The following is a 19,681-nucleotide window of genomic DNA, read 5'->3' as shown; positions in this document are numbered from 1 at the left end:
GTCGAAAATGAAAGCAGAGCGGCTCGCGCCGATGTGGTCCCCCCGCCGGGAATCGAACCCAGATCTAGCGCTTAGGAGGCGCTCGTTCTATCCATTGAACTACAGGGAGAGGCCGGAATTCTAGCCGCAGGCGCACGGATCACCAAACCGCCGAACGGCATATGCACGGCTGCGTAAACGACAAAAGGAGCCAATCGGCTCCTTTTCATCTGGTTGGCGGAGTGGACGGGACTCGAACCCGCGACCCCCGGCGTGACAGGCCGGTATTCTAACCAACTGAACTACCACTCCACACTTCTGAACAGCTTCCGGCGATGCTTTGCCGGCTTGCAGCGCGCTAACACGAGCTGCCGTGTTGGCGTCCCCACGGGGATTCGAACCCCGGTACCTACCGTGAAAGGGTAGTGTCCTAGGCCTCTAGACGATGGGGACATCTTTTCGGTTGGTGGAGGTAAGCGGGATCGAACCGCTGACCTCTTGCATGCCATGCAAGCGCTCTCCCAGCTGAGCTATACCCCCGAACCGAAGCCGACGATTATAGCGAGAGAACCTACCTTCCGCAAGCACCGCGCGTTTGAGGCTGATCGCGCACTGCTGGCTAAAACTGTTGGCGGAGTGGACGGGACTCGAACCCGCGACCCCCGGCGTGACAGGCCGGTATTCTAACCAACTGAACTACCACTCCACACTTCTGAACTGCTGCCGACATTCATCTGCCGGCGTGCGACTCGCCAATGCGTGCCACTGTGTTGGCGTCCCCACGGGGATTCGAACCCCGGTTATCGCCGTGAAAGGGCGGTGTCCTAGGCCTCTAGACGATGGGGACATCTTCTTTCGTTGGTGGAGGTAAGCGGGATCGAACCGCTGACCTCTTGCATGCCATGCAAGCGCTCTCCCAGCTGAGCTATACCCCCGACGGCGAAAGAGCGCGCATTATAGGGGCCGACCTGCAGGGTGTAAAGCCTGTTTCGGGCAATTTTCTTTCAAACCACCTTGCCGGGATTCATCAGCCCTTGGGGATCAAAGGTTTGCTTGAGAGCCCGCATCATTTCCAGCTCGACTTCGCTGCGGTACAGCTTGATCTCGTCGCGCTTGAGCTGCCCCAAGCCATGCTCGGCCGAAATCGAGCCACCCAGCGCATGCACCAGATCGTGCACAACCCGGTTGATTTCAGACGTCCGCGCAATGAACTCGGGGTTGGCTTGCGAGTCGGCCTTGGACAGGTTGTAGTGAAGATTGCCATCGCCAATATGGCCGAACGCAACAATGCGGGCATCCGGCCAACGCTCTAGCAAGGCTTGCTCTGCCCGCTGCAGGAACTCGGGCATCCGGCTCACCGGCACGGCAATGTCGTGCTTGATGCTGATGCCCTCCACCCGCTGGGCCTCGGAAATGTTCTCGCGCAGCGCCCACAAGGCCTCGGCTTGAGCGCCACTGCGAGCGATCACCGCATCACGGATCAACTCTTGTTCGAACGCCTGCTCCAGCGACGCCTCCAGCAGCGCCTCAAGCGACTCACTGGCAATCATGTCGGACAACTCGATCAGCACACCCCACTCACTCGGCTCGGCAAACGGCGAACGCACGTCCGGGATATGTTTGAGCACAAGCTGCAATGCTTGGCGGCCGACAATTTCAAACGCCGTCACCCGATCGCCGCAATGCGATTGCACCAGACGCAGCAAAGCCACCGCCGCCGCGGGGTCCGGCACATCCACCCAGGCCGTGGCTTGCGACCTCGGCAGCGGGAAGAGCTTCAGCGTCACCGCCGTGACGATGCCCAACGTACCCTCAGCACCGATGAACAGCTGTTTAAGGTCGTAGCCGGTATTGTCCTTGCGCAGGGCGCGCAGTCCGTCCCACACGCGGCCGTCAGGGAGCACCACCTCCACACCCAGCACCAAGTCGCGCATGTTGCCGTAGCGCAGCACTTGCACTCCGCCTGCGTTGGTCGACAGATTGCCGCCGATTTCACAACTGCCTTCCGAGGCAAGCGATAGCGGGAACAGGCGCTCGTGCTGCTCGGCCGCCTGCTGCACGCTGGCCAACGTGCAGCCGGCCTCGACCACCATGGCGCTGTTGGCGGCATCGATCGCCCTCACCCGCTTCATGCGTGAAAGATTGATCACCACCGACTTGCCGTGCTTGAGTGGCGTCGCACCACCGCACAGCCCTGTGTTACCCCCTTGCGGCACGATGGCAACACCGGCCTGAATGCAGGCGCGCACCACCGCCGCGACTTCGTCGGTGCTGGCGGGAAACACCACAGCCAGGGCTTCGCCGCGATAACGCCCACGCCAATCGGTGAGCCAGGCTTGCTTATCGGCGGGCCCGGACAATACGTGGTCGGCGCCACACACCTCACACAAAGCGTCGATCAGTTGCGAATCAGGCATCGCGCTCACTCCGGTCAAGGGCGTGCAGCAAGAGCACGCGGTTGCGCTCCACGGCCGCCTCACCCTCGGCAATGGCCTCATCGGCGCGGTGGAAATCCATGATGTCGAGTTGCGCCACGCGCGGAGAAATCAGGACGTCGGCGGGCTCTCCGGCCAAGCGACTGAGGGTGATACGCATCTGCATGATGTCGATGCTGGAGGCGATGACGTCACCCATCGAAGGCAACGCATCGATTGCTTGAGTGCTCGACGATGAGCGCAGTCCGACCTTGCCAAGCAGGCGACGCGCCAAGCTCTCGCGCGCGGAAAGCTCGGCCGTCTTGGCGGCATAACGCCCCACCACGCCCGAGCCCAACTCGACACCGATGACGATTTCGGCGCCGAGTGCGCGGCACAAGGAGACCGGAACGGGATTGACCAGCCCACCGTCGACCAGCACCCGACCGTTGCGCTCGACCGGTGCGAACAGCCCCGGCATGGCGATCGAGGCACGCACCGCGTCAGACAGCTTGCCGTCTCGCAGCCACAACTCCCGACCGGTATCGAGTTCGGTTGCCACGCACGCGAAGGGGCGATCGATCTGCGTGAAATCGTCTGCGAAGAAATGGCTGGAGCAATACTGCAAGACCTTCTCGCCGCGGATGAGGCCGCCACGGAAACTCAGATCGAGCATGCCGACCACGTGCCGCCACTCCAGCGAGGAGACCCATTCGCGCAGCTCCTGCGCCTTGCCGGAAACATACGCCGCGCCGACCAGAGCACCGACGGAGGTACCGCACACCACGTCCGGCCGGATGCCCTCGCGCTCGAGGGCCGCCAGCACCCCGAGGTGAGCCCACCCACGCGCTGCCCCGCTTCCGAGCGCCAGCCCGATTACCGGCCGGCCATCCCGGCGAGCAGTCAGCGAGGATTCATACATGGACGAACGGTGTCTCCGTCAGATGGGTTTGGCGTACAGGTCGTGCACGTCGCAATCGGTGATGCGCACTCGCGCGAACTCCCCGATCTCGAGATGCTCGCCGTCGGGAATGATCACCGTGCCGTCGATTTCCGGCGCATCGGCACAGGAGCGCGCGAGCGCGCCCTCTTCGTCAATGTCATCCACCAGCACATCAATCTCGCGGTCGATCCAGCGCTCCAGGCGTTGGGTCGAGATGTCTTCCTGAAATGCCATCAGACGCATGCGGCGCTCGTCGCGCACTTCTTCCGGTACCGGATCAGCGAGTTCGTTGGCCGTCGCGCCCTCGACCGGCGAATACGAAAACGCGCCGACACGGTCAAGCTCGGCCTCGGCCAGAAACTGCAGCAACTCCTGGAAATCCTCTTCGGTTTCACCCGGGAAGCCGGTGATGAAGGTCGAGCGGATCGTCAGGTCGGGGCAGATCTCGCGCCACTTGCGGATGCGGTTCAGCACGTTCTCCGAGCTGGCCGGACGGCGCATGGCCTTGAGGATGCGTGGGCTGGCATGCTGGAACGGGATGTCTAGGTACGGCAGGATCTTGCCCTCGGCCATCAGCGGAATCAGGTCATCCACGCTGGGGTACGGATACACATAGTGCATGCGGATCCACACGCCCAGGTCACCCAGCGCATTGGCCAATTCGAGCAAGCGCGTCTTGAGCGGGCGACCGTTCCAGAAACCGGTGCGGTACTTGGTATCCACGCCATAGGCGCTGGTGTCTTGCGACACCACGAGGATCTCTTTCACGCCGGCATCCACCAGCGCTTCAGCCTCTTTCATGACCTCATGGATCGGCCGGCTCACCAGATCGCCACGCATCGACGGAATGATGCAGAAGCTGCACCGGTGGTTACAGCCTTCGGAAATCTTCAGGTAGGCGTAATGATTCGGCGTCAGACGCACGCCCTGCGGCGGCACCAGATCAACGAAGGGGTCGTGCGGCTTGGGCAGGTGCGAGTGCACCGCCAGCATCACCTCTTCGGTGGCATGCGGGCCGGTCACTGCCAGCACTTGCGGGTGCGCGGTTTGCACCACGCCCTCTTTAGCGCCCAGACAGCCGGTGACGATCACCTTGCCATTCTCGCTGAGCGCCTCACCGATGGCGTCCAGCGACTCCTCGACGGCAGCGTCGATGAAGCCACAGGTGTTCACCACCACCAGATCGGCATCTTCGTAGCTGCCCGAAATCTCGTAGCCTTCGGCGCGCAGACGGGTCAGGATGTTTTCGGAATCGACCGTCGCCTTGGGACAGCCGAGCGAGACGAAACCGACACGCGGCACGTCCCGTTGGATAATTCGGGTCATGAAATCGTCACTCTGATCGGCCGCGGGATGCGGCCGCAATCACTTCTTGTCGCCGGACTTGTCGTCGTTGCCCGCAGCCGGCGGGTTGAAATTGGGGAACGGGAAGCCGGTAAACATGTTGCGCGTCTGGCTCTCGATCTGCTGCTGCATCTGCTCGAACATCTTCTTGCTCTGATCCAGGTACGCGCCCATCACGCTGTTTAGCGCCGGCCCCTGGAAGCTCATGAACTGGGCCCACATGTCCTGGCTGATGGCGTTGTTGTCGCCATACAGCGCACGCGCCTGATCCTGCAGCTTGGCCTGCATGTCGGTGAAGGCCTTGATGTTGTTCTCGAGGTATTTGCCCATCACGCCCTGGGTGGCGTTGCCGTAGAAACGGATCATCTGCGACAGCAAGTCGCAGGTGAACATCGGCGCACCGCCCGCCTCTTCTTCGAGGATGATCTGCAGCAGGATGGAGCGCGTCAGGTCTTCCCCCGACTTGGCATCCACCACCTGGAATTCTTCGAGTTCCAGCACCAGTTGCTTGACGTCGGCCAGCGTTATGTACGAACTGGTACGCGTGTCATACAGGCGGCGGTTGGGATACTTCTTGATGAGTCGCATCTTGTCGGCCATGCTCGGCGGTCTCCTCGGCGTTGGCGGATTTCTTGCAGATTACCGGCGATTATAACGCGCCGGAGTTCGACAACCTTGGGCTTTCCCAGCTTTACCCGGACATTCGTCTCAACGCCGCGCCAGCCCGCGTCAAGCGCTGCACCGACAGAAAAGCCCCCGCGCTTGCCACTGCGTGGTGGCGCAGCGACCACGGGGGCGGGTTTATCTTGGGACGGCCCGGCGACAAAAAGCCCCGCGTTTCCGCAGGGCCCGTTGAATACGGCGGGTTACACGCTTGCGCGATCAGGACATGTGCAGGCCGCCGTTCATGTTGAGCGTGGCCCCCGTCATGTAGCCCGAGAGGTCCGACGCCAGATAGGCCACGAGGGCTCCGATCTCCTCCGGCTTGCCCAGACGCTTCATCGGCACGCTGTCGGTGATGGCCTGACGGATATCCTCACGAATGGCCATCACCATGTCGGTGGCGATGTAGCCCGGTGCAATCGCATTCACCGTGACGCCCTTGGTGGCCAACTCCGCCGCCAGCGCTTTGGTGAAGCCGAGTACGCCTGCCTTGGCGGTGGAATAGTTGGTCTGCCCGGCCTGCCCCTTGACGCCATTCACCGACGAGATGTTGATGATGCGCCCCCAGCCGCGCTCGGCCATCTTTGGCGAAACGTGGTGGGTTACGTTGAACAAGCTGTTGAGGTTGGTGTTGATCACCGCGTCCCACATGGCTTTTTCCATCTTGGGAAAAAACTTGTCGCGGGTAATGCCTGCGTTGTTCACCAGCACGTCGATCGGGCCGACGGCGGCTTCGACCTTGGCAACCATCGCCGCGCACGAGTCGTAGTCGGAAACATCGCCCTCGGCAGCCAAGAAAGTGAAGCCAAGCTTGCCCTGCTCGGCGATCCAGACGTCCTTGGGCTCGTAATCCGGGAGGCAGTTTGCCACGACCTGAAAACCATCCTTGGCCAGGGCCTGACAGATTGCGGTGCCGAGCCCGCCCATAGCGCCGGTGACCAGTGCGACCTTGTTTGCCATGACAAACCTCCTGCAGTAGATGAAGCCCGAGCGTGAAGTCGAAAATCGCAAATTGCGGCGACGCACCACGCCTTTTCTGCAGGAATTATAAACACATAATCTTTTTGCGCTGCATTGCAAAAATATTATGTGACGCCTTGGACGGCACTCGGATTCAGCCTTCCGGCGGCCTGTCGCCGATCAGAACATGTGCTGGCCACCGTTGATGGAAATGTTGGCACCGGTCACGAAAGCCGCCTCTTCGGAGGCCAGATAGGCGACCAGCCCGGCAATCTCCTCCGGCTTGCCCAGGCGCCCCAGCGGGATCTGGGGAAGAATCTTGGAATCGAGGATTTCCTGAGGGATGGAGGTCACCATCTTGGTGCCGATGTACCCCGGTGAAATCGTATTCACCGTCACGCTGTTGCGTGCAACCTCAAGCGCCAGCGCCTTGGTGAAGCCATGCACGCCGGCCTTGGCGGCCGAGTAGTTGGTCTGGCCGAAAGCGCCCTTCTGACCATTCACCGACGAAACATTGATCACGCGACCCCAGCGGCGCTCCACCATGCCTTCGATGACGTGCTTGGTCATGTTGAACACGCTGTCGAGGTTGGTACGAATCACCGCATCCCAGTCTTCGCGGCTCATCTTGCGGAAGGTGATGTCGCGCGTGATGCCGGCATTGTTGATCAGCACATCCACCGGCCCGACGGCCTTGGTCACCTCGTCAACACACGCCTTGCAGGAATCGTAGTCCGACACGTCACACTGAAAACCGCGAAAGCCGTAGCCCATGTTCTGCATGGACTTGAGCCATTCCTCGGCCTTGGTATTGGACGGCGAATATGTGGTCACCACGCGATAACCCAGCGCGGAAAGCTTGATGCAGATGGCCTCGCCCAGGCCGCCCATGCCGCCTGTTACCAAAGCTACTCGTGTCATTGTGTCTTCTCCTCTAAGTCGGCCTCTCCGGCTCGCTGTTGTACAAGCATTCAGACGCGCTCTTTCACGTACCGCCCCGGCGCAGGCTCGATCATCTTGAACCGGGCATTGCCGGGCTTCTTCCTCGCGGGGACGCTGCGCCCCCCGTGGCCTTTCAGCCAGTCCGCCCAATGCAACCACCAACTGCCGGCATGCTCCACGCTGCTCGCGAGCCAGCCGTCGGGCTCATGGCCATGATGCGAAGACGTGCGGTAACTGCGCCGATTGCGCGAGGCCGGGTTGATCGCCCCGGCGATGTGGCCGCTCGCCCCCAGCACGAACGTGGTGTCGCCACCCAGCAGCGCGCGTGAAGAGTAGGCGCCCTGCCATGGCACGATGTGATCTTCCGCCGTGGCCAGCAAATAGGCTGGGGCCTTGATGCGGCCCAGGTCAACCGGCTCGTTCAGCATACGCAGTCGCCCTGGCTCGCGCAGGGCATTGTCCAGGTACATGTTGCGCAGATACCACGTCATGAACGGGCCGGGCAGATTGGTGCTGTCGGTGTTCCAGTAGAGCAGGTCAAACGCCTGCGGCGTGGTGCCTTTCAGGTAGTTGCCCACTACGTATTGCCAGATGAGGTCGTTAGCACGCAGCGAGGCAAACACGCCCGCCAACTCACCCCCTTTCATCAAGCCGCCGGATTCCGCGGCCTGCTCGCGGGCAGAGACGGTGCCCTCATCCACCAGGCAGCCCAGCTCGCCGGCTTGATCGAAATCGAGCAGCGTGGTCATCAAGGTGAGGGATGCCACCTCACCGCCGCGCGCAGCATCGACCGCCAGCGCACTGGCCAGCAAGGTGCCGCCTATGCAAAAGCCCAGCACATTGGGATCAGGCACGCGAGCAATGTCGCGCGCCGCACCCAGGGCTTCCAGCACGCCGATCTGCACATAGTCGTCCCACGTCAGCGCGGACTCAGCGGCACCGGCGTTCTTCCACGAAATCATGAACACCGTGAAGCCCTGCTCCACCGCAAAGCGCACGAAGGAATTCTGCGGCGTGAGATCGAGGATGTAGTACTTGTTGATGCACGGCGGCACGATCAGCAGCGGCCGACTCGCCACCCGCGCGGTGAGCGGTGCGTACTGGATGAGCTGCATCACCGCGTTCTCGTGGATCACTGCGCCGGGCGTCAGCGCGAGGTTGCCGCCGACCTCGAAGGCACTCTCGTCCGTCATAGAGATGCGGCCCTTGTCGAGGTCGGCCAGCAGGTTGGCAATGCCCCGGGTGATGCTCTCGCCACCGCTGTCGAGCGCGGCCTGGATGAACTCGGGGTTGGTCGCGGCAAAATTCGACGGCGCCAGCGCCTCGACCATCTGCCGCGTCATGTAGGCCATGCGCCCCTTGCTGCGGGCGTCGCCGTGCGGCAGGGCATCGACCGTGCGCGTAACGAATTCGGCATTGAGCAAGTACGCCTGCCGCAGGTAATCGTGAAAGGGGCTCGCCGCCCACTGCGGCGCAGAGAAGCGTCGATCACCGGGCGGCGTGACCACCACCGGGTCGGCCGACGTGCCCGCCGGGCGCGTCAGCATGGCGTGCCACAGGATGGCATGGCGCTCGGCAAATTCGCGCTGCAAGGCGGCAAACGCGGCGGCGCCCGGCCCTTTAGTTCCAGCAACGTGCTCGAGCAACGGCCGCATGCCGTTGGTCAGGGCCTGCGCAGCCTTGCTCATCTCGCCCAACAGGGCCTCCAGATGCGAGTTGTCGCTGCTCATCGCTCCTCCACTCACCCGGCAAGATCATGAATTCGGTTTACAATCCCGCCCCATGTATCTCATCGCAATCGGTTGGATCTACGTTGTTCTGATGGCCTCGATCGTCAACCCGAACTGGGTTGGCGGCGTGCTCACCTTTTTGTTCGCCGGGCTCGGGCCGTTGGCTCTGTTCCTGTGGATTTTTGGCACCCCAGCACGCCGACGCGCCAAGGCTCGGCGCGAAGCGGAGGAACAACGCCTCAACGACGATAGGCCCGATGCAAGCGGCGATCAATAGCGCCTTGCCGCAAGCGGATCGATCCACACCAGCGAAGCAAAACGCCCGGTGACGCCATCACGCCGGTAGGAATAGAAGCGCCCGGCATCGGCCACCGTACATTCCCCTCCGCCCGAAATGCGCATCACGCCTGCGGCATGCAACCGCTGACGCGCCAGCAGATAGATATCCGCCAGCCATTTGCCTGGCCGCTCCCCAGCCGCAAACGCCTCTTCGGCCGCCTGCGCGTGCGCACAGAAGGCATCGCGCACCTCGCCCCCCACCTCGAAGGCTTGCGGCCCGATGGCCGGCCCCAGCCACGCCTGGATTTGTCCGGGCGGCACCTGCATGGATTCAACCGTGCGTTCGAGCACACCGCCGAGCAGGCCGCGCCAACCCGCATGGGCCGCAGCCACCACCGACCCCGTGTCGTCGCAGAACAAAACGGGAAGACAATCCGCCGTCATCACGGCGCACACAACGCCCGCTTTCCGCGCGATCACCCCATCGCCGCGACGGGAGGCCGTCGGGTCGTCGGCCGACACCACCTCCGTGCCATGCACCTGCTCCAGCCATGCCGGCTCGGATGGCAAGTGCGCCGCCAGCAAACGCCGGTTGCACGCGACCGCAGCCGGCTCATCCGCCACATGCGAACCCAGATTGAGGCCGGCATACGGCCCCGTGCTGACACCGCCACTGCGCGTAGTCACCAGCGATCGCACATTCGGCGGCGCGGGCCAATCGGGAACTATCCAGTCGTGCGGTGCGCTCATGCGCCCTCCTTGTGGACGCGCAGACTCGCCAGCAAGGCCTCGAAATCCTGCGGCAGAGTAGCCTGCCACTGCATGGCTTCGCGACTCGACGGATGCAGCAGACCGAGCCGAAAAGCGTGCAGGGCCTGTCGCTCGAAAGCGTCAAGCACGGCGCTGCCCGAGCGGCGCTTGCCGTAGGCCGGGTCGCCCACCAACGGGTGGCCGATGCTTGCCATGTGGACGCGTATCTGATGAGTGCGGCCGGTTTCGAGCTTGCATTCGACCAGCGTGGCGGCGGCCAAGCGCTCTCGCACCTCGTAGCGAGTGCGGGCCTCGCGCCCGCCCTCCACCACGGCCATTTTGGTGCGCTGCACCGGGTGGCGTCCGATCGGCGCATCCACGTTGCCAGCACCGCTGACGCGGCCGTGCACCAGCGCGTAGTAATGCCGCGCGACGCTGCGTGCCTGCAACTGACGCACAAGATCGGTCTGCGCGACCAGCGTCTTGGCGACCACCATCAATCCGCTGGTCTCCTTGTCGAGGCGGTGCACGATGCCGGCACGCGGCACGGCATCCAGCGATGGCGCGTGATGCAGCAAGGCGTTGAGCAGCGTGCCGCTCCAGTTTCCACTACCGGGATGCACCACCAGCCCCGCCGGCTTGTTCAACACCAGAATGGATGCATCTTCGAAAACGATATCGAGCGCAATGTCTTCCGGCCGCTCGGCCAGCACGGCTTCGGGCTCGGGTTCCTGCACGCACAGGCGCTCGCCGCCCCAGACCTTGGATTTGGCATCGCGCACCTCGCCGTCGAGCACGACATGGCCGTCTTTCAGCCAGGCCTGCAGGCGAGTGCGGGAATGTTCGGGAAAGAGCTGCGCGAGCGCGCGATCGAGTCGCAGCCCCGCACAGGATGAAGGTATCTCCAGTTCGCGGAACGATTCCACCGCAACCTCTGAGCTATAATCGTCGGACCTTTTCACGCGGGTGCGATCAATGGCGGTACTAATGAAAGTGTTGCGCAGTTTAGCCGTAATCTCGGCGGCACTGGCGGCGGGCTGCGGCCTGTTGCCCGAGCAGATCGACGAAACGGTCGACTGGAGCGCACAGCGCATTCACGCCGAAGCCCGCTCGGCAATGACCGAGGGCGGCTACGACCGCGCCATCGACCTGCTTGGCAAACTCGAAGCCCGTTACCCTTACGGCCGCTTCGCCCAGCAGGCGCAGCTCGAGATCGCCTACGCGTACTACAAGACCAATGAGCGCGAAATGGCGCTGGCTGCTGCGGACCGCTTCATTCGTCTGCACCCAAACCATCCCAACGTCGATTACGCCTACTACCTCAAAGGGCTCGTAAACTTCAACGAGAACCTCGGCCTGCTCGCGTTCATCTCGAACCAGGATCTGTCCGAGCGTGACCCCAAAGGCGCGCAGGAAGCCTTCGACTCCTTCAATGAGTTGGTCACGCGCTTCCCTGATAGCCGCTATGCACCGGACTCGCTGCAGCGCATGCGCTATCTGGTGAACTCGCTGGCTCAGCATGAAGTGCACGTTGCGCGTTATTACCAGAACCGTGGTGCGCATGTGGCCGCGGTCAACCGCGCGCAGTCGGCGATCAAGAACTACCCGGACGCGCCCGCCATCGAAGAGGCGCTTTTCATCATGGCCGCCAGCTACGACGCCATGGGTTTGACCGATCAGCGTGAAGACACCGAGCGCATCATCAAGATGAACTTCCCCGACAGCGTGTATTTCCATGGCGGCCCCGAGGACACTCGCCCGTGGTGGCAGCTCTGGTAAGCCGGCGCGGCTGATCGACAGGGCGGGCAACCGCCCGCCGAACGGAGGCCCGGTCAATGTTCCAATACCTGCAAGCGTGGTTCAACCGCCACTTCTCTGACCCGCAAGTCGTCATTCTTGCGCTGGTATTGATCATCGGTGTGGTGCTCGCGCTGTTTGCCGCAAGCTTGCTGGCCCCGCTGATCGCCAGCGTCATCGTTGCCTATCTGCTTGAAGGCGTCGTACGCCTGTTGATGAAACGGGGCATGAATCGCCCGATTGCGGTGGTTCTGGTGTTCACGCTGTTCCTGAGCCTGTTCGTGCTCACCATGCTGCTGCTGATCCCCCTGCTGGCCGGGCAAGTGGGGCAACTCGCACGTGAGCTGCCGTCGATTGCCAGCAAGCTCCAGGCACTGGCATTGCAGCTGCCCGAGCGCTATCCGCAGATTTTTTCGGAGCAGCAAGTCTATGAACTGCTGGATTCCGTCCGCAACAACCTCACCATGTTCGGCCAGCGCATCCTCGTGCTGTCGCTGAACTCGGCGGTACACCTCGTCACGCTGCTGGTGTATCTGGTGCTGGTGCCGTTGCTGGTGTTCTTCATGCTGAAGGACAAACACAACATCGTGGCGTGGTTTCTGCGCTTTCTGCCGCGCGAGCGCAGCCTGGTCAACCGCGTCTGGGCCGATGTCGAAGCCGGCATCGGCAGCTACGTGCGCGGCAAGTTCATCGAAATCCTGATCGTGTGGAGCGTGAGCTACGTGGTCTTCGCCCTGCTCGGTCTGCCCTACGCCATGCTGCTGTCGCTGATCGTCGGCCTGTCGGTGATCGTGCCGTACGTTGGCGCGGCAGTGGCCACCGTCCCGGTCGCCGTGGTGGCGTATTTCGAATTCGGCATCTCGCCGCACTTCTGGTACGTGCTGGCCGCCTACGGGATCATCCAGTTTCTCGACGGCAACGTGCTGGTGCCGATCCTGTTCTCCGAAGTCGTCAATCTGCACCCTGTCGCGATCATCGCCGCGGTGCTGGTTTTTGGCGGCATCTGGGGGATTTGGGGAGTATTCTTCGCCATTCCACTGGCGACGCTGGTAGCGGCGGTACTGCGTGCCTGGCCGTCACATGCCGAAGCGCCGGCCTAAAGGCCGGGCAGTGCATCACGCTACCCGCTGACAAAACGATTGCTGCAATGAGGAGTTGAGATGGAGACACTCGGTCACTACATCAACGCCGCCCCGTTCAGCGACGGCGGTCGCAGCAGCGCAGTGCACAACCCGGCCAGCGGCCAGGTGGCCCGTCAGGTAGAGCTGGCTTCGCGTGCCACCGTGGAGCGCGCGATCTCGGCCGCGCAAGAGGCCTTCCCCGCATGGCGTGCCACACCGCCGCTGAAGCGCGCGCGCATCCTCTTCAAATACAAGGAGCTGCTCGAGCGCAACGCCGATCAGGTGGTGGCGGCCATCGTCAATGAACACGGCAAGGTGTGGGAAGACGCCCATGGCGAGCTTGCACGCGGCATCGAAGTGGTGGAGTACGCCTGTGGCGCGCCTGAATTCCTCAAGGGCGAGCACTCGCGCGACGTCGGACCGGACATCGACTCGTGGTCCGAATTCCCGCCGCTGGGCGTGGTGGCAGGCATCACCCCCTTCAATTTTCCGGCGATGGTCCCGATGTGGATGTTTCCGATGGCCTTGGCCTGCGGCAACACCTTCATTCTGAAACCTTCGGAGAAAGTCCCTTCGGCGGCGCGCCTGCTGGCCGAACTGCTGACCGAAGCCGGTCTGCCGCCGGGCGTGTTCAACGTGATCAACGGCGACAAGGAAGCCGTCGATGCGCTGCTGGCCGACCCGCGCGTGAAGGCCGTGAGTTTCGTCGGTTCCACGCCGGTTGCCGAATACATCTACACCACCGGCACAGCCCACGGAAAACGCGTGCAGGCACTGGGCGGCGCGAAAAACCACGCCGTGGTGATGCCCGACGCCGATCTCGACAACGCCGTGAATGCCATCATGGGCGCGGCCTACGGCTCATGCGGCGAGCGCTGCATGGCCATTTCGGTGGTGGTCGCGGTGAGTGATGCGGTGGGCGACGAGCTTGCCCGGCGTCTGGCGCCACGCGTCGAAAGCCTGCGCATTGGCAACGGCACGCAGCGCGGCCTCGACATGGGCCCGCTGGTGAGCGGTCCGCATCGCGACAAGGTACGCAACTACATCGACCAGGGCGTGGATGAAGGCGCGAAGATCGTCGTGGACGGTCGCGCACTGCGCGTGTCGGGACATGACCACGGGTTTTTCCTGGGCGGCACGCTTTTCGACCACGTACGACCGCACATGCACATCTACCGCGAAGAGATCTTCGGCCCGGTGCTCGGCATCGTGCGCGTGCGCGACCTTGCCGAAGCGATTGCGCTGATCGACGCGCACGAGTTCGGCAACGGCACCTGCGTGTTCACGCGTGACGGTGCCGTGGCGCGCCACTTCACCGATGCGGTGCAAGTCGGTATGGTCGGGGTGAACGTGCCGCTGCCGGTGCCCGTGGCTTGCCAGAGCTTCGGCGGCTGGAAGCGTTCGCTGTTCGGCGACCTGTATGCCTATGGCCCGGACGCCGTGCGCTTTTACACACGTCGCAAGACAATCACTCAGCGCTGGGCCGTGCGCGGCGTCGAGAAGGCGCAATTCGCCTTCCCGAGCAACGGCTGAACACCCTCAAAATCAGGAGAATCGCATGATCAAGTCCCGTGCCGCAGTTGCCTGGGCCGCCGGCCAACCGCTGGAAATCACCGAAATCGACGTCGCCCCACCGCAGGCCGGCGAGGTGCTCGTGCGCATCGTCGCCAGTGGCGTTTGCCACACCGACGCCTTCACGCTGTCGGGCGACGACCCCGAAGGCATCTTTCCGGCCATTCTCGGCCACGAAGGCGGCGGCATCGTCGAGGCAGTCGGCCCCGGCGTGACGTCAGTGGAAGTCGGTGACCACGTGATTCCGCTCTACACGCCGGAATGCCGCACCTGCAAGTTCTGCACCTCGGGCAAGACCAACCTGTGCCAGGCCATCCGCTCGACGCAGGGCAAGGGCCTCATGCCCGACGGCACCACGCGTTTCTCGAAAGACGGCAAGCCCATCTACCACTACATGGGCACCTCGACCTTCTCCGAATACACCGTGCTGCCCGAGATCGCGCTGGCCAAGATCAACAAGGAAGCCCCGCTGGAGAAGGTCTGCCTGCTCGGCTGCGGCGTCACAACCGGCATCGGTGCGGTGCTCAACACCGCCAAGGTCGAAGCCGGCGCCACGGTGGCGATCTTCGGTCTGGGCGGCATCGGTCTTGCTGCCATCATCGGTGCCGTAATGGCCAAGGCCTCGCGCATCATCGCCATCGACATCAACCCGGACAAGTTCGAGATCGCCCGCCAGCTGGGTGCCACCGATTGTGTGAACCCCAAGGACTACGACAAGCCCATCCAGCAGGTCATCGTGGACCTCACCGACGGCGGCGTGGACTACTCCTTCGAATGCGTCGGCAACGTGCAGCTGATGCGCGCCGCGCTGGAATGCGCCCACAAGGGTTGGGGTGAATCGGTAATCATCGGCGTGGCCGGCGCCGGACAGGAAATCTCGACCCGCCCGTTCCAGCTCGTCACCGGCCGCGTGTGGCGCGGCTCGGCCTTCGGCGGCGTGCGCGGGCGCACCGAACTGCCGCGCTATGTCGAGCAAGCCCAGAAAGGCGAGATCCCGCTCGACACCTTCATCACCCACACGATGGGGCTCGACGACATCAACCACGCCTTCGAGCTGATGCATGAAGGCAAGAGCATTCGTTCGGTGGTGCACTTCTGATGAGCACCCCGACGCTTGAAACCGTAGCGGCCAACAAGAGCTTCGGCGGCTGGCACAAACGTGTGCGCCACCATGCGGCGACGCTCGGCTGCGACATGATCTTCGCCATCTACCTGCCGCCGCAGGCCGAGGCCGGCCCGGTGCCGGTGATGTACTGGCTGTCAGGCCTGACCTGCAACGACGAGAACTTCATGCAGAAGGCCGGTGCCCAGCGCATTGCCGCCGAACTCGGCATTGCCATCGTGTGCCCCGACACCAGCCCGCGCGGGGAGAACGTGCCGGGCGACCCGGCCGGCGGCTGGGACTTCGGCCTCGGCGCGGGCTTTTACGTGAATGCCACCCAAGCGCCCTTCGACCGTAACTACCGCATGTATGACTACGTGGTGAGCGAGCTTCCGGCGCTCGTCGAGGGCAACTTCCCGGTAAGCGAGCGGCGCTCGGTCGCAGGGCACTCGATGGGGGGCCACGGCGCCCTCATCTGCGCCCTGAAGAACCCTGGCCGCTACTGCGCCGTATCGGCCTTCGCGCCGATCGTGCACCCGGCCGGCGTGCCGTGGGGTGAAAAGGCCTTCAGCGGCTATCTCGGCAACGACCGCTCCACCTGGAAAGCCTGGGACACTTGCGAGTTGATCGCCAACGCGCCCGAACGCCTGCACCTGCTGGTGGATCAAGGCTCGGCCGACGGTTTTCTGCAGAACCAGCTCAAACCCGAGTTGCTGCAGGCGGCCTGCGACCAGGCAGGCCACCCGCTGACGCTGCGCCTGCAAGACGGCTACGACCACAGCTACTACTTCATCGCCAGCTTCATCGGCGACCACCTCCTGCACCACGCCGCAGCCCTGCGCGCATGACCACCACGCGGCCGTTGTTTGCACAACAGCGGCCGCGTGCATTCTTCCGGCGAATTGACCCGAATCAATAAAGGGTTTTTCGCTTGTCTCATGGTTTGAGCTTTACCTCTACACTCGTTGCCGAGTCAGCGACGCGTAAGGCGGCAGCACCGGATGTCGATCCGTCATCTTTTCTTCACCATGATTGCCCTGCTCACCGCCCTCGCGGTCGCCATTGCGGCACGCGAAGTGGTGGACATGAGTGCGCGCAGCTCGGCCATCGACTGGCTCGAGCACAGCAACCACGTCTCTGGCCTGGCGCAGCGAGCGGGCGGTGCGTTGGCGCGCGAGCGCGGCCTGACTCTGATGCTTCTGTCTGCAGGCCAGCCAACGCCACCACTGCACGGGCAATTGGCCGAGGTTCGCCAGTCGGCCAATCAGGCGCTGGAGGCCCTTACCAAGCAGGCGGCCACCACTGCGCGCATGGCGCCGGAGCATTCTCTGGTGAGCGGACTGCTGGAAGTACGCGCGCTGCAGAGCGAACTCGAAAGCTATCGCACTGCGGTGGATGCCAGCCTGGCGGGCCGGGCGCCCGGGGCCGAGATCGACCCACGCCGCTGGATGGAGCTGGTCACCCGGCACATCGAATTCCTGCACCACGTGGTGAGCACAAGCATTGCCCCGGTCGGCGACAACAGTGCACGCACCACGGCTCAACCCCTGATCAAGGACGCGCTGTTCACACTGAGTGAGCTGCTCGGGCAGGAGCGCGCCCTGATTGCCTCGGCGCTCGCACGCGAAGAAGCGATCGGCCCGATACGTCAGCGCGAGCTTGAGCATTTCCGCTCGAACATTCTCCACACCTGGAAGCGGGCTGACAGCCTGTTGGGGCATTTCGCGGGCCAGCCGCGCATTGAAGAAGCGGTGGACCGCTTCTGGGCAGACCTCTTCGTGCATTACGAAGACCTTCGCCGCTCCGTGCTCGACGCCAGCGAGAGCGGGCAGCCCTATCCCGTCACAGCGAGCCAGTGGTTCGCCGACGCCACCCGCGGCATCGAGGCCGTGCTGGCCCTGTCGGATGCGCTCGGGACCGAGATCGAATTGCGTGCCAAGCGCCTGCGCGCAGAAGCCAACGCCGAGTTCCTGCTGGCCATGGCCACTCTGCTGCTGACCTTGGGGGCCTTCGTAATCGCCGCCCTGGTGATTCAGCGGCGCGTGCTGCGCCCTTTGCTTACGCTCGAACAGTCTGCGCGGGAGATCTCCTCGGGCAAGCTCGACCACCCCATTCCGCCCTTCGGCAACGACGAGTTGGGGCGGCTGGCCAACGCTTTCGAGCACATGCGCCAGTCACTGCTGGCCGTCATGCAGGAGCACGAAGTGACCCTGCATGAGATGCGCAAGCTCAGCACGGCCATTGAGAACAGCGTCAGTTCCATCATCATCACCGATGCTCTCGGCATCATCGAGTACGTGAACCCGCAGTTCACCATCACCAGCGGCTACCGCCCCGAGGAAGTCATCGGAAGTCACGTCGGCATTCTGAAATCGGGCTACACGCCACCCGGCCATTATCAGGAGATGTGGGGCACGTTGCAGGGCGGCAAAGCCTGGAAGGGCGATCTGCTGAACCGTCGCAAGGATGGCGAGCTGTACTGGGAGGCGGTGTCGATCAGCCCGATCTGCGATGAAGAGGGGCGCACCATCCACTTCATCAGCATCCAGCACGACATTTCCGAACGCAAACGCATCGAGGCGCGCCTGGATTTCATGTCGTCGTACGATCCGCTGACCCGTCTGCCCAATCGGGCCTTGCTCAATCTGCGCTTCAGTGAAGCACGCTCCAGCGCCCGCCAGATGCAGCAGCAAGTTGCCCTGCTCACCCTCGGCATCCGCCACTTCAAACGCATCAATGACAGCCTCGGCCACGATGTAGGTGATCAGCTTCTGTGCGAAATCGCAACGCGCCTGAGCCACGCCACGCGGGAGCACGACACCGTCTCGCGCCTGTCGGGCAGCGAGTTCGCCGTGCTGCTGACGCACATCGACAGCATCGAAGAGGCCACGGCACGCACGCGTGCCTTGCTCGACTGGCTGCGCAAGCCGCTCAACATCGACGACCACGTGCTGCAGCCCAATCTGCACGCCGGCATCGCCATGCTGCCGGCCGACGGCGACACGCTCGATCAGTTGCTCGCCAGCTCCAGCATGGCTTTGCACCAAGCCGAGCGCGAAGGCAACGAGGCCTTCATGTTCTTCACCCAAGCGCTCAACGCCGAGGCGCAATCACGACTCGCGCTCGAATCGGCGTTACGTCAGGCTCTGGCAACCGAACAACTGGAGCTGCACTACCAGCCCAGGGTCGATCTGTCGTCGGGGCAGATCATCGGCGCAGAAGCACTGGCACGCTGGCGCCACCCGGAGACGGGTGAATACGTGCCGCCCGACCGCTTCATCGCAATTTCCGAGGAAAGCGGCCTGATTCACGCATTGGGTGAATGGGCTCTGCGTGAAGCCTGCCGACAGAACCGCGCCTGGCAAGACGCCGGCCTGCCGGCCATCACTGTGGCCGTGAATATCTCGGCGCTGCAACTGCAACAGCGCAGCCTGCCCGAACAGATCGCGCACACCCTGCAGCAAACCGGCCTGACCGCAGGGCATCTCGAGATCGAACTGACCGAAACCACGGTCATGGACAACCCGGAAGAAGCCGTCATCGCCCTGCAACGCCTCAAATCGATCGGCTTGAGCATCTCGATCGACGACTTCGGCACGGGCTATTCCAGCTTGGCTTACCTCAACCGCTTCCCGGTGGATCTGCTCAAAATCGACCGCAGCTTCATCCGCAACCTGGACACCGACCCCAACGCCGCCACGATCGCCAGCTCAGTCATTGCGCTGGCCCATCGCATGGACCTGCGCGTGGTCGCGGAAGGCGTCGAAAACGCGCTGCAACTCGACTTCCTGCGGTCGCAGGCGTGTGACGAAATTCAGGGGTATTACTTCAGCCCACCCATTCCACCCGAGGCGTTCGCGCGGCTGCTGGCCGAGCGCCCGGCTCTGACGGCTGCACTCGACTGAGCTCTGCCCGCGCCTCTTTGCGCGGCGCCGGCATCCTTGAGCCGAGCGGTCCGTTGGTCCTCGCACGGCCCCGGCGTCCGTACAGGCGCTCATTCAACATGCCACAGCGGTCTTGTCACCCGGCCAAAACGCACTGGGCGCAAACCGGCTCAGCCAGGCATGTGACTCCACAAAAAAACA

General features: G+C 63.3%; 16 protein-coding genes and 7 tRNA genes. 7 read left to right on the top strand and 16 right to left on the bottom strand.

From position 1 onward, the window contains the following. Positions 1 to 34 precede the first annotated feature (34 nt). The 14 genes from AC6H0W_RS07940 to AC6H0W_RS07875 form a co-directional block, all read right to left on the bottom strand. A tRNA-Arg gene (locus AC6H0W_RS07940) sits at positions 35 to 109 on the bottom strand. Positions 110 to 214: 105 nt separating this feature from the next. Continuing rightward, a tRNA-Asp gene (locus tag AC6H0W_RS07935) sits at positions 215 to 291 on the bottom strand. A gap of 65 nt (positions 292 to 356) precedes the next feature. After that, a tRNA-Glu gene (locus tag AC6H0W_RS07930) sits at positions 357 to 432 on the bottom strand. 11 nt (positions 433 to 443) lie between these two features. Next, positions 444 to 519: transfer RNA gene (locus tag AC6H0W_RS07925), tRNA-Ala, on the bottom strand. Between the two features lie 89 nt (positions 520 to 608). Further along, positions 609 to 685 (bottom strand) — tRNA-Asp (locus tag AC6H0W_RS07920). A gap of 65 nt (positions 686 to 750) precedes the next feature. Next, positions 751 to 826, bottom strand: a tRNA-Glu gene (locus AC6H0W_RS07915). A gap of 12 nt (positions 827 to 838) precedes the next feature. Continuing rightward, positions 839 to 914 (bottom strand) — tRNA-Ala (locus AC6H0W_RS07910). A gap of 69 nt (positions 915 to 983) precedes the next feature. Then, on the bottom strand, positions 984 to 2,396 hold the full coding sequence (locus tag AC6H0W_RS07905; RefSeq protein WP_497576615.1) for an FAD-binding oxidoreductase: 1,413 nt from the start codon (positions 2,394 to 2,396) through the stop codon (positions 984 to 986). Beyond that, positions 2,389 to 3,315 carry a patatin-like phospholipase RssA gene (gene rssA / locus AC6H0W_RS07900; protein WP_497576614.1) on the bottom strand — a complete coding sequence of 309 codons (927 nt, stop codon included), beginning with the start codon at positions 3,313 to 3,315 and terminating at the stop codon, positions 2,389 to 2,391. Before rssA ends, AC6H0W_RS07905 begins: the two co-directional genes overlap by 8 nt. An 18-nt stretch (positions 3,316 to 3,333) precedes the next feature. Further along, positions 3,334 to 4,662: a 30S ribosomal protein S12 methylthiotransferase RimO gene (gene rimO, locus AC6H0W_RS07895; protein WP_497576613.1), complete on the bottom strand. Its 1,329-nt coding sequence runs from the start codon at positions 4,660 to 4,662 to the stop codon at positions 3,334 to 3,336. A 39-nt stretch (positions 4,663 to 4,701) separates the two neighbouring features. Continuing rightward, positions 4,702 to 5,280 carry a polyhydroxyalkanoate synthesis repressor PhaR gene (gene phaR / locus AC6H0W_RS07890; RefSeq protein WP_497576612.1) on the bottom strand — a complete coding sequence of 193 codons (579 nt, stop codon included), beginning with the start codon at positions 5,278 to 5,280 and terminating at the stop codon, positions 4,702 to 4,704. A gap of 282 nt (positions 5,281 to 5,562) precedes the next feature. Then, positions 5,563 to 6,303, bottom strand: a complete 741-nt coding sequence (locus AC6H0W_RS07885) for a beta-ketoacyl-ACP reductase (RefSeq protein ID WP_497576611.1) — start codon at positions 6,301 to 6,303, stop codon at positions 5,563 to 5,565. 180 nt (positions 6,304 to 6,483) lie between these two features. Further along, positions 6,484 to 7,224: a beta-ketoacyl-ACP reductase gene (locus AC6H0W_RS07880; protein ID WP_497576610.1), complete on the bottom strand. Its 741-nt coding sequence runs from the start codon at positions 7,222 to 7,224 to the stop codon at positions 6,484 to 6,486. Positions 7,225 to 7,274: 50 nt separating this feature from the next. Further along, positions 7,275 to 8,975 carry a PHA/PHB synthase family protein gene (locus tag AC6H0W_RS07875; protein ID WP_497576609.1) on the bottom strand — a complete coding sequence of 567 codons (1,701 nt, stop codon included), beginning with the start codon at positions 8,973 to 8,975 and terminating at the stop codon, positions 7,275 to 7,277. Here AC6H0W_RS07875 and AC6H0W_RS07870 point away from each other — a divergent pair. Further along, entirely contained in the window at positions 8,962 to 9,252 is a 291-nt protein-coding gene (locus AC6H0W_RS07870; RefSeq protein WP_497576608.1) for a hypothetical protein, read from the top strand. The genes AC6H0W_RS07875 and AC6H0W_RS07870 overlap by 14 nt on opposite strands. On the opposite strand, the gene pgeF is transcribed toward AC6H0W_RS07870, so the two are convergent. Then, entirely contained in the window at positions 9,246 to 10,004 is a 759-nt protein-coding gene (gene pgeF / locus AC6H0W_RS07865; RefSeq protein WP_497576607.1) for a peptidoglycan editing factor PgeF, read from the bottom strand. The two genes, AC6H0W_RS07870 and pgeF, sit on opposite strands and share 7 nt — an antisense overlap. Continuing rightward, a complete protein-coding gene (gene rluD, locus AC6H0W_RS07860; RefSeq protein WP_497576606.1) occupies positions 10,001 to 10,966 on the bottom strand; it encodes a 23S rRNA pseudouridine(1911/1915/1917) synthase RluD in 966 nt (321 codons plus the stop codon). The genes pgeF and rluD overlap by 4 nt, the downstream gene beginning before the upstream one ends. Before the next feature lie 25 nt (positions 10,967 to 10,991). On the opposite strand from rluD, the gene AC6H0W_RS07855 reads away from it, so the two are divergent. The 6 genes from AC6H0W_RS07855 (at position 10,992) to AC6H0W_RS07830 (ending at position 19,501) form a co-directional block, all read left to right on the top strand. Continuing rightward, positions 10,992 to 11,783 (top strand): outer membrane protein assembly factor BamD, encoded by a 792-nt coding sequence (locus tag AC6H0W_RS07855; protein ID WP_497576605.1) that lies wholly within the window; start codon positions 10,992 to 10,994, stop codon positions 11,781 to 11,783. 56 nt (positions 11,784 to 11,839) lie between these two features. Continuing rightward, positions 11,840 to 12,901, top strand: a complete 1,062-nt coding sequence (locus AC6H0W_RS07850; protein ID WP_497576604.1) for an AI-2E family transporter — start codon at positions 11,840 to 11,842, stop codon at positions 12,899 to 12,901. A gap of 60 nt (positions 12,902 to 12,961) precedes the next feature. Then, entirely contained in the window at positions 12,962 to 14,455 is a 1,494-nt protein-coding gene (locus AC6H0W_RS07845) for a CoA-acylating methylmalonate-semialdehyde dehydrogenase (protein ID WP_497576603.1), read from the top strand. 25 nt (positions 14,456 to 14,480) lie between these two features. Then, complete coding sequence (locus AC6H0W_RS07840; RefSeq protein ID WP_497576602.1) at positions 14,481 to 15,593, top strand: S-(hydroxymethyl)glutathione dehydrogenase/class III alcohol dehydrogenase; 1,113 nt, start codon at positions 14,481 to 14,483, stop codon at positions 15,591 to 15,593. Next, the gene (gene fghA, locus AC6H0W_RS07835; protein WP_497576601.1) at positions 15,593 to 16,444 is read left to right on the top strand and encodes an S-formylglutathione hydrolase; all 852 of its coding nucleotides are present in this window, start codon (positions 15,593 to 15,595) and stop codon (positions 16,442 to 16,444) included. Before AC6H0W_RS07840 ends, fghA begins: the two co-directional genes overlap by 1 nt. Positions 16,445 to 16,597: 153 nt before the next feature. Continuing rightward, positions 16,598 to 19,501: an EAL domain-containing protein gene (locus AC6H0W_RS07830; protein WP_497576600.1), complete on the top strand. Its 2,904-nt coding sequence runs from the start codon at positions 16,598 to 16,600 to the stop codon at positions 19,499 to 19,501. Positions 19,502 to 19,681: the final 180 nt, after the last annotated feature.

It is taken from the genome of Pseudazoarcus sp. NS20, assembly GCF_059703745.1.
This window is presented reverse-complemented; position numbering and strand designations above follow the sequence as displayed.

Bases quoted from the DNA above. Each gene is read 5' to 3' on its own strand.
- AC6H0W_RS07880 (WP_497576610.1), bottom strand. From the start codon at position 7,224: ATGACACGAGTAGCTTTGGTAACAGGCGGCATGGGCGGCCTGGGCGAG.
- pgeF (WP_497576607.1), bottom strand. From the start codon at position 10,004: ATGAGCGCACCGCACGACTGGATAGTTCCCGATTGGCCCGCGCCGCCG.
- AC6H0W_RS07850 (WP_497576604.1), top strand. From the start codon at position 11,840: ATGTTCCAATACCTGCAAGCGTGGTTCAACCGCCACTTCTCTGACCCG.
- AC6H0W_RS07905 (WP_497576615.1), bottom strand. From the start codon at position 2,396: ATGCCTGATTCGCAACTGATCGACGCTTTGTGTGAGGTGTGTGGCGCC.
- rimO (WP_497576613.1), bottom strand. From the start codon at position 4,662: ATGACCCGAATTATCCAACGGGACGTGCCGCGTGTCGGTTTCGTCTCG.
- AC6H0W_RS07885 (WP_497576611.1), bottom strand. From the start codon at position 6,303: ATGGCAAACAAGGTCGCACTGGTCACCGGCGCTATGGGCGGGCTCGGC.
- fghA (WP_497576601.1), top strand. From the start codon at position 15,593: ATGAGCACCCCGACGCTTGAAACCGTAGCGGCCAACAAGAGCTTCGGC.
- rssA (WP_497576614.1), bottom strand. From the start codon at position 3,315: ATGTATGAATCCTCGCTGACTGCTCGCCGGGATGGCCGGCCGGTAATC.
- AC6H0W_RS07875 (WP_497576609.1), bottom strand. From the start codon at position 8,975: ATGAGCAGCGACAACTCGCATCTGGAGGCCCTGTTGGGCGAGATGAGC.
- AC6H0W_RS07840 (WP_497576602.1), top strand. From the start codon at position 14,481: ATGATCAAGTCCCGTGCCGCAGTTGCCTGGGCCGCCGGCCAACCGCTG.
- AC6H0W_RS07830 (WP_497576600.1), top strand. From the start codon at position 16,598: ATGTCGATCCGTCATCTTTTCTTCACCATGATTGCCCTGCTCACCGCC.
- AC6H0W_RS07855 (WP_497576605.1), top strand. From the start codon at position 10,992: ATGAAAGTGTTGCGCAGTTTAGCCGTAATCTCGGCGGCACTGGCGGCG.
- AC6H0W_RS07845 (WP_497576603.1), top strand. From the start codon at position 12,962: ATGGAGACACTCGGTCACTACATCAACGCCGCCCCGTTCAGCGACGGC.
- phaR (WP_497576612.1), bottom strand. From the start codon at position 5,280: ATGGCCGACAAGATGCGACTCATCAAGAAGTATCCCAACCGCCGCCTG.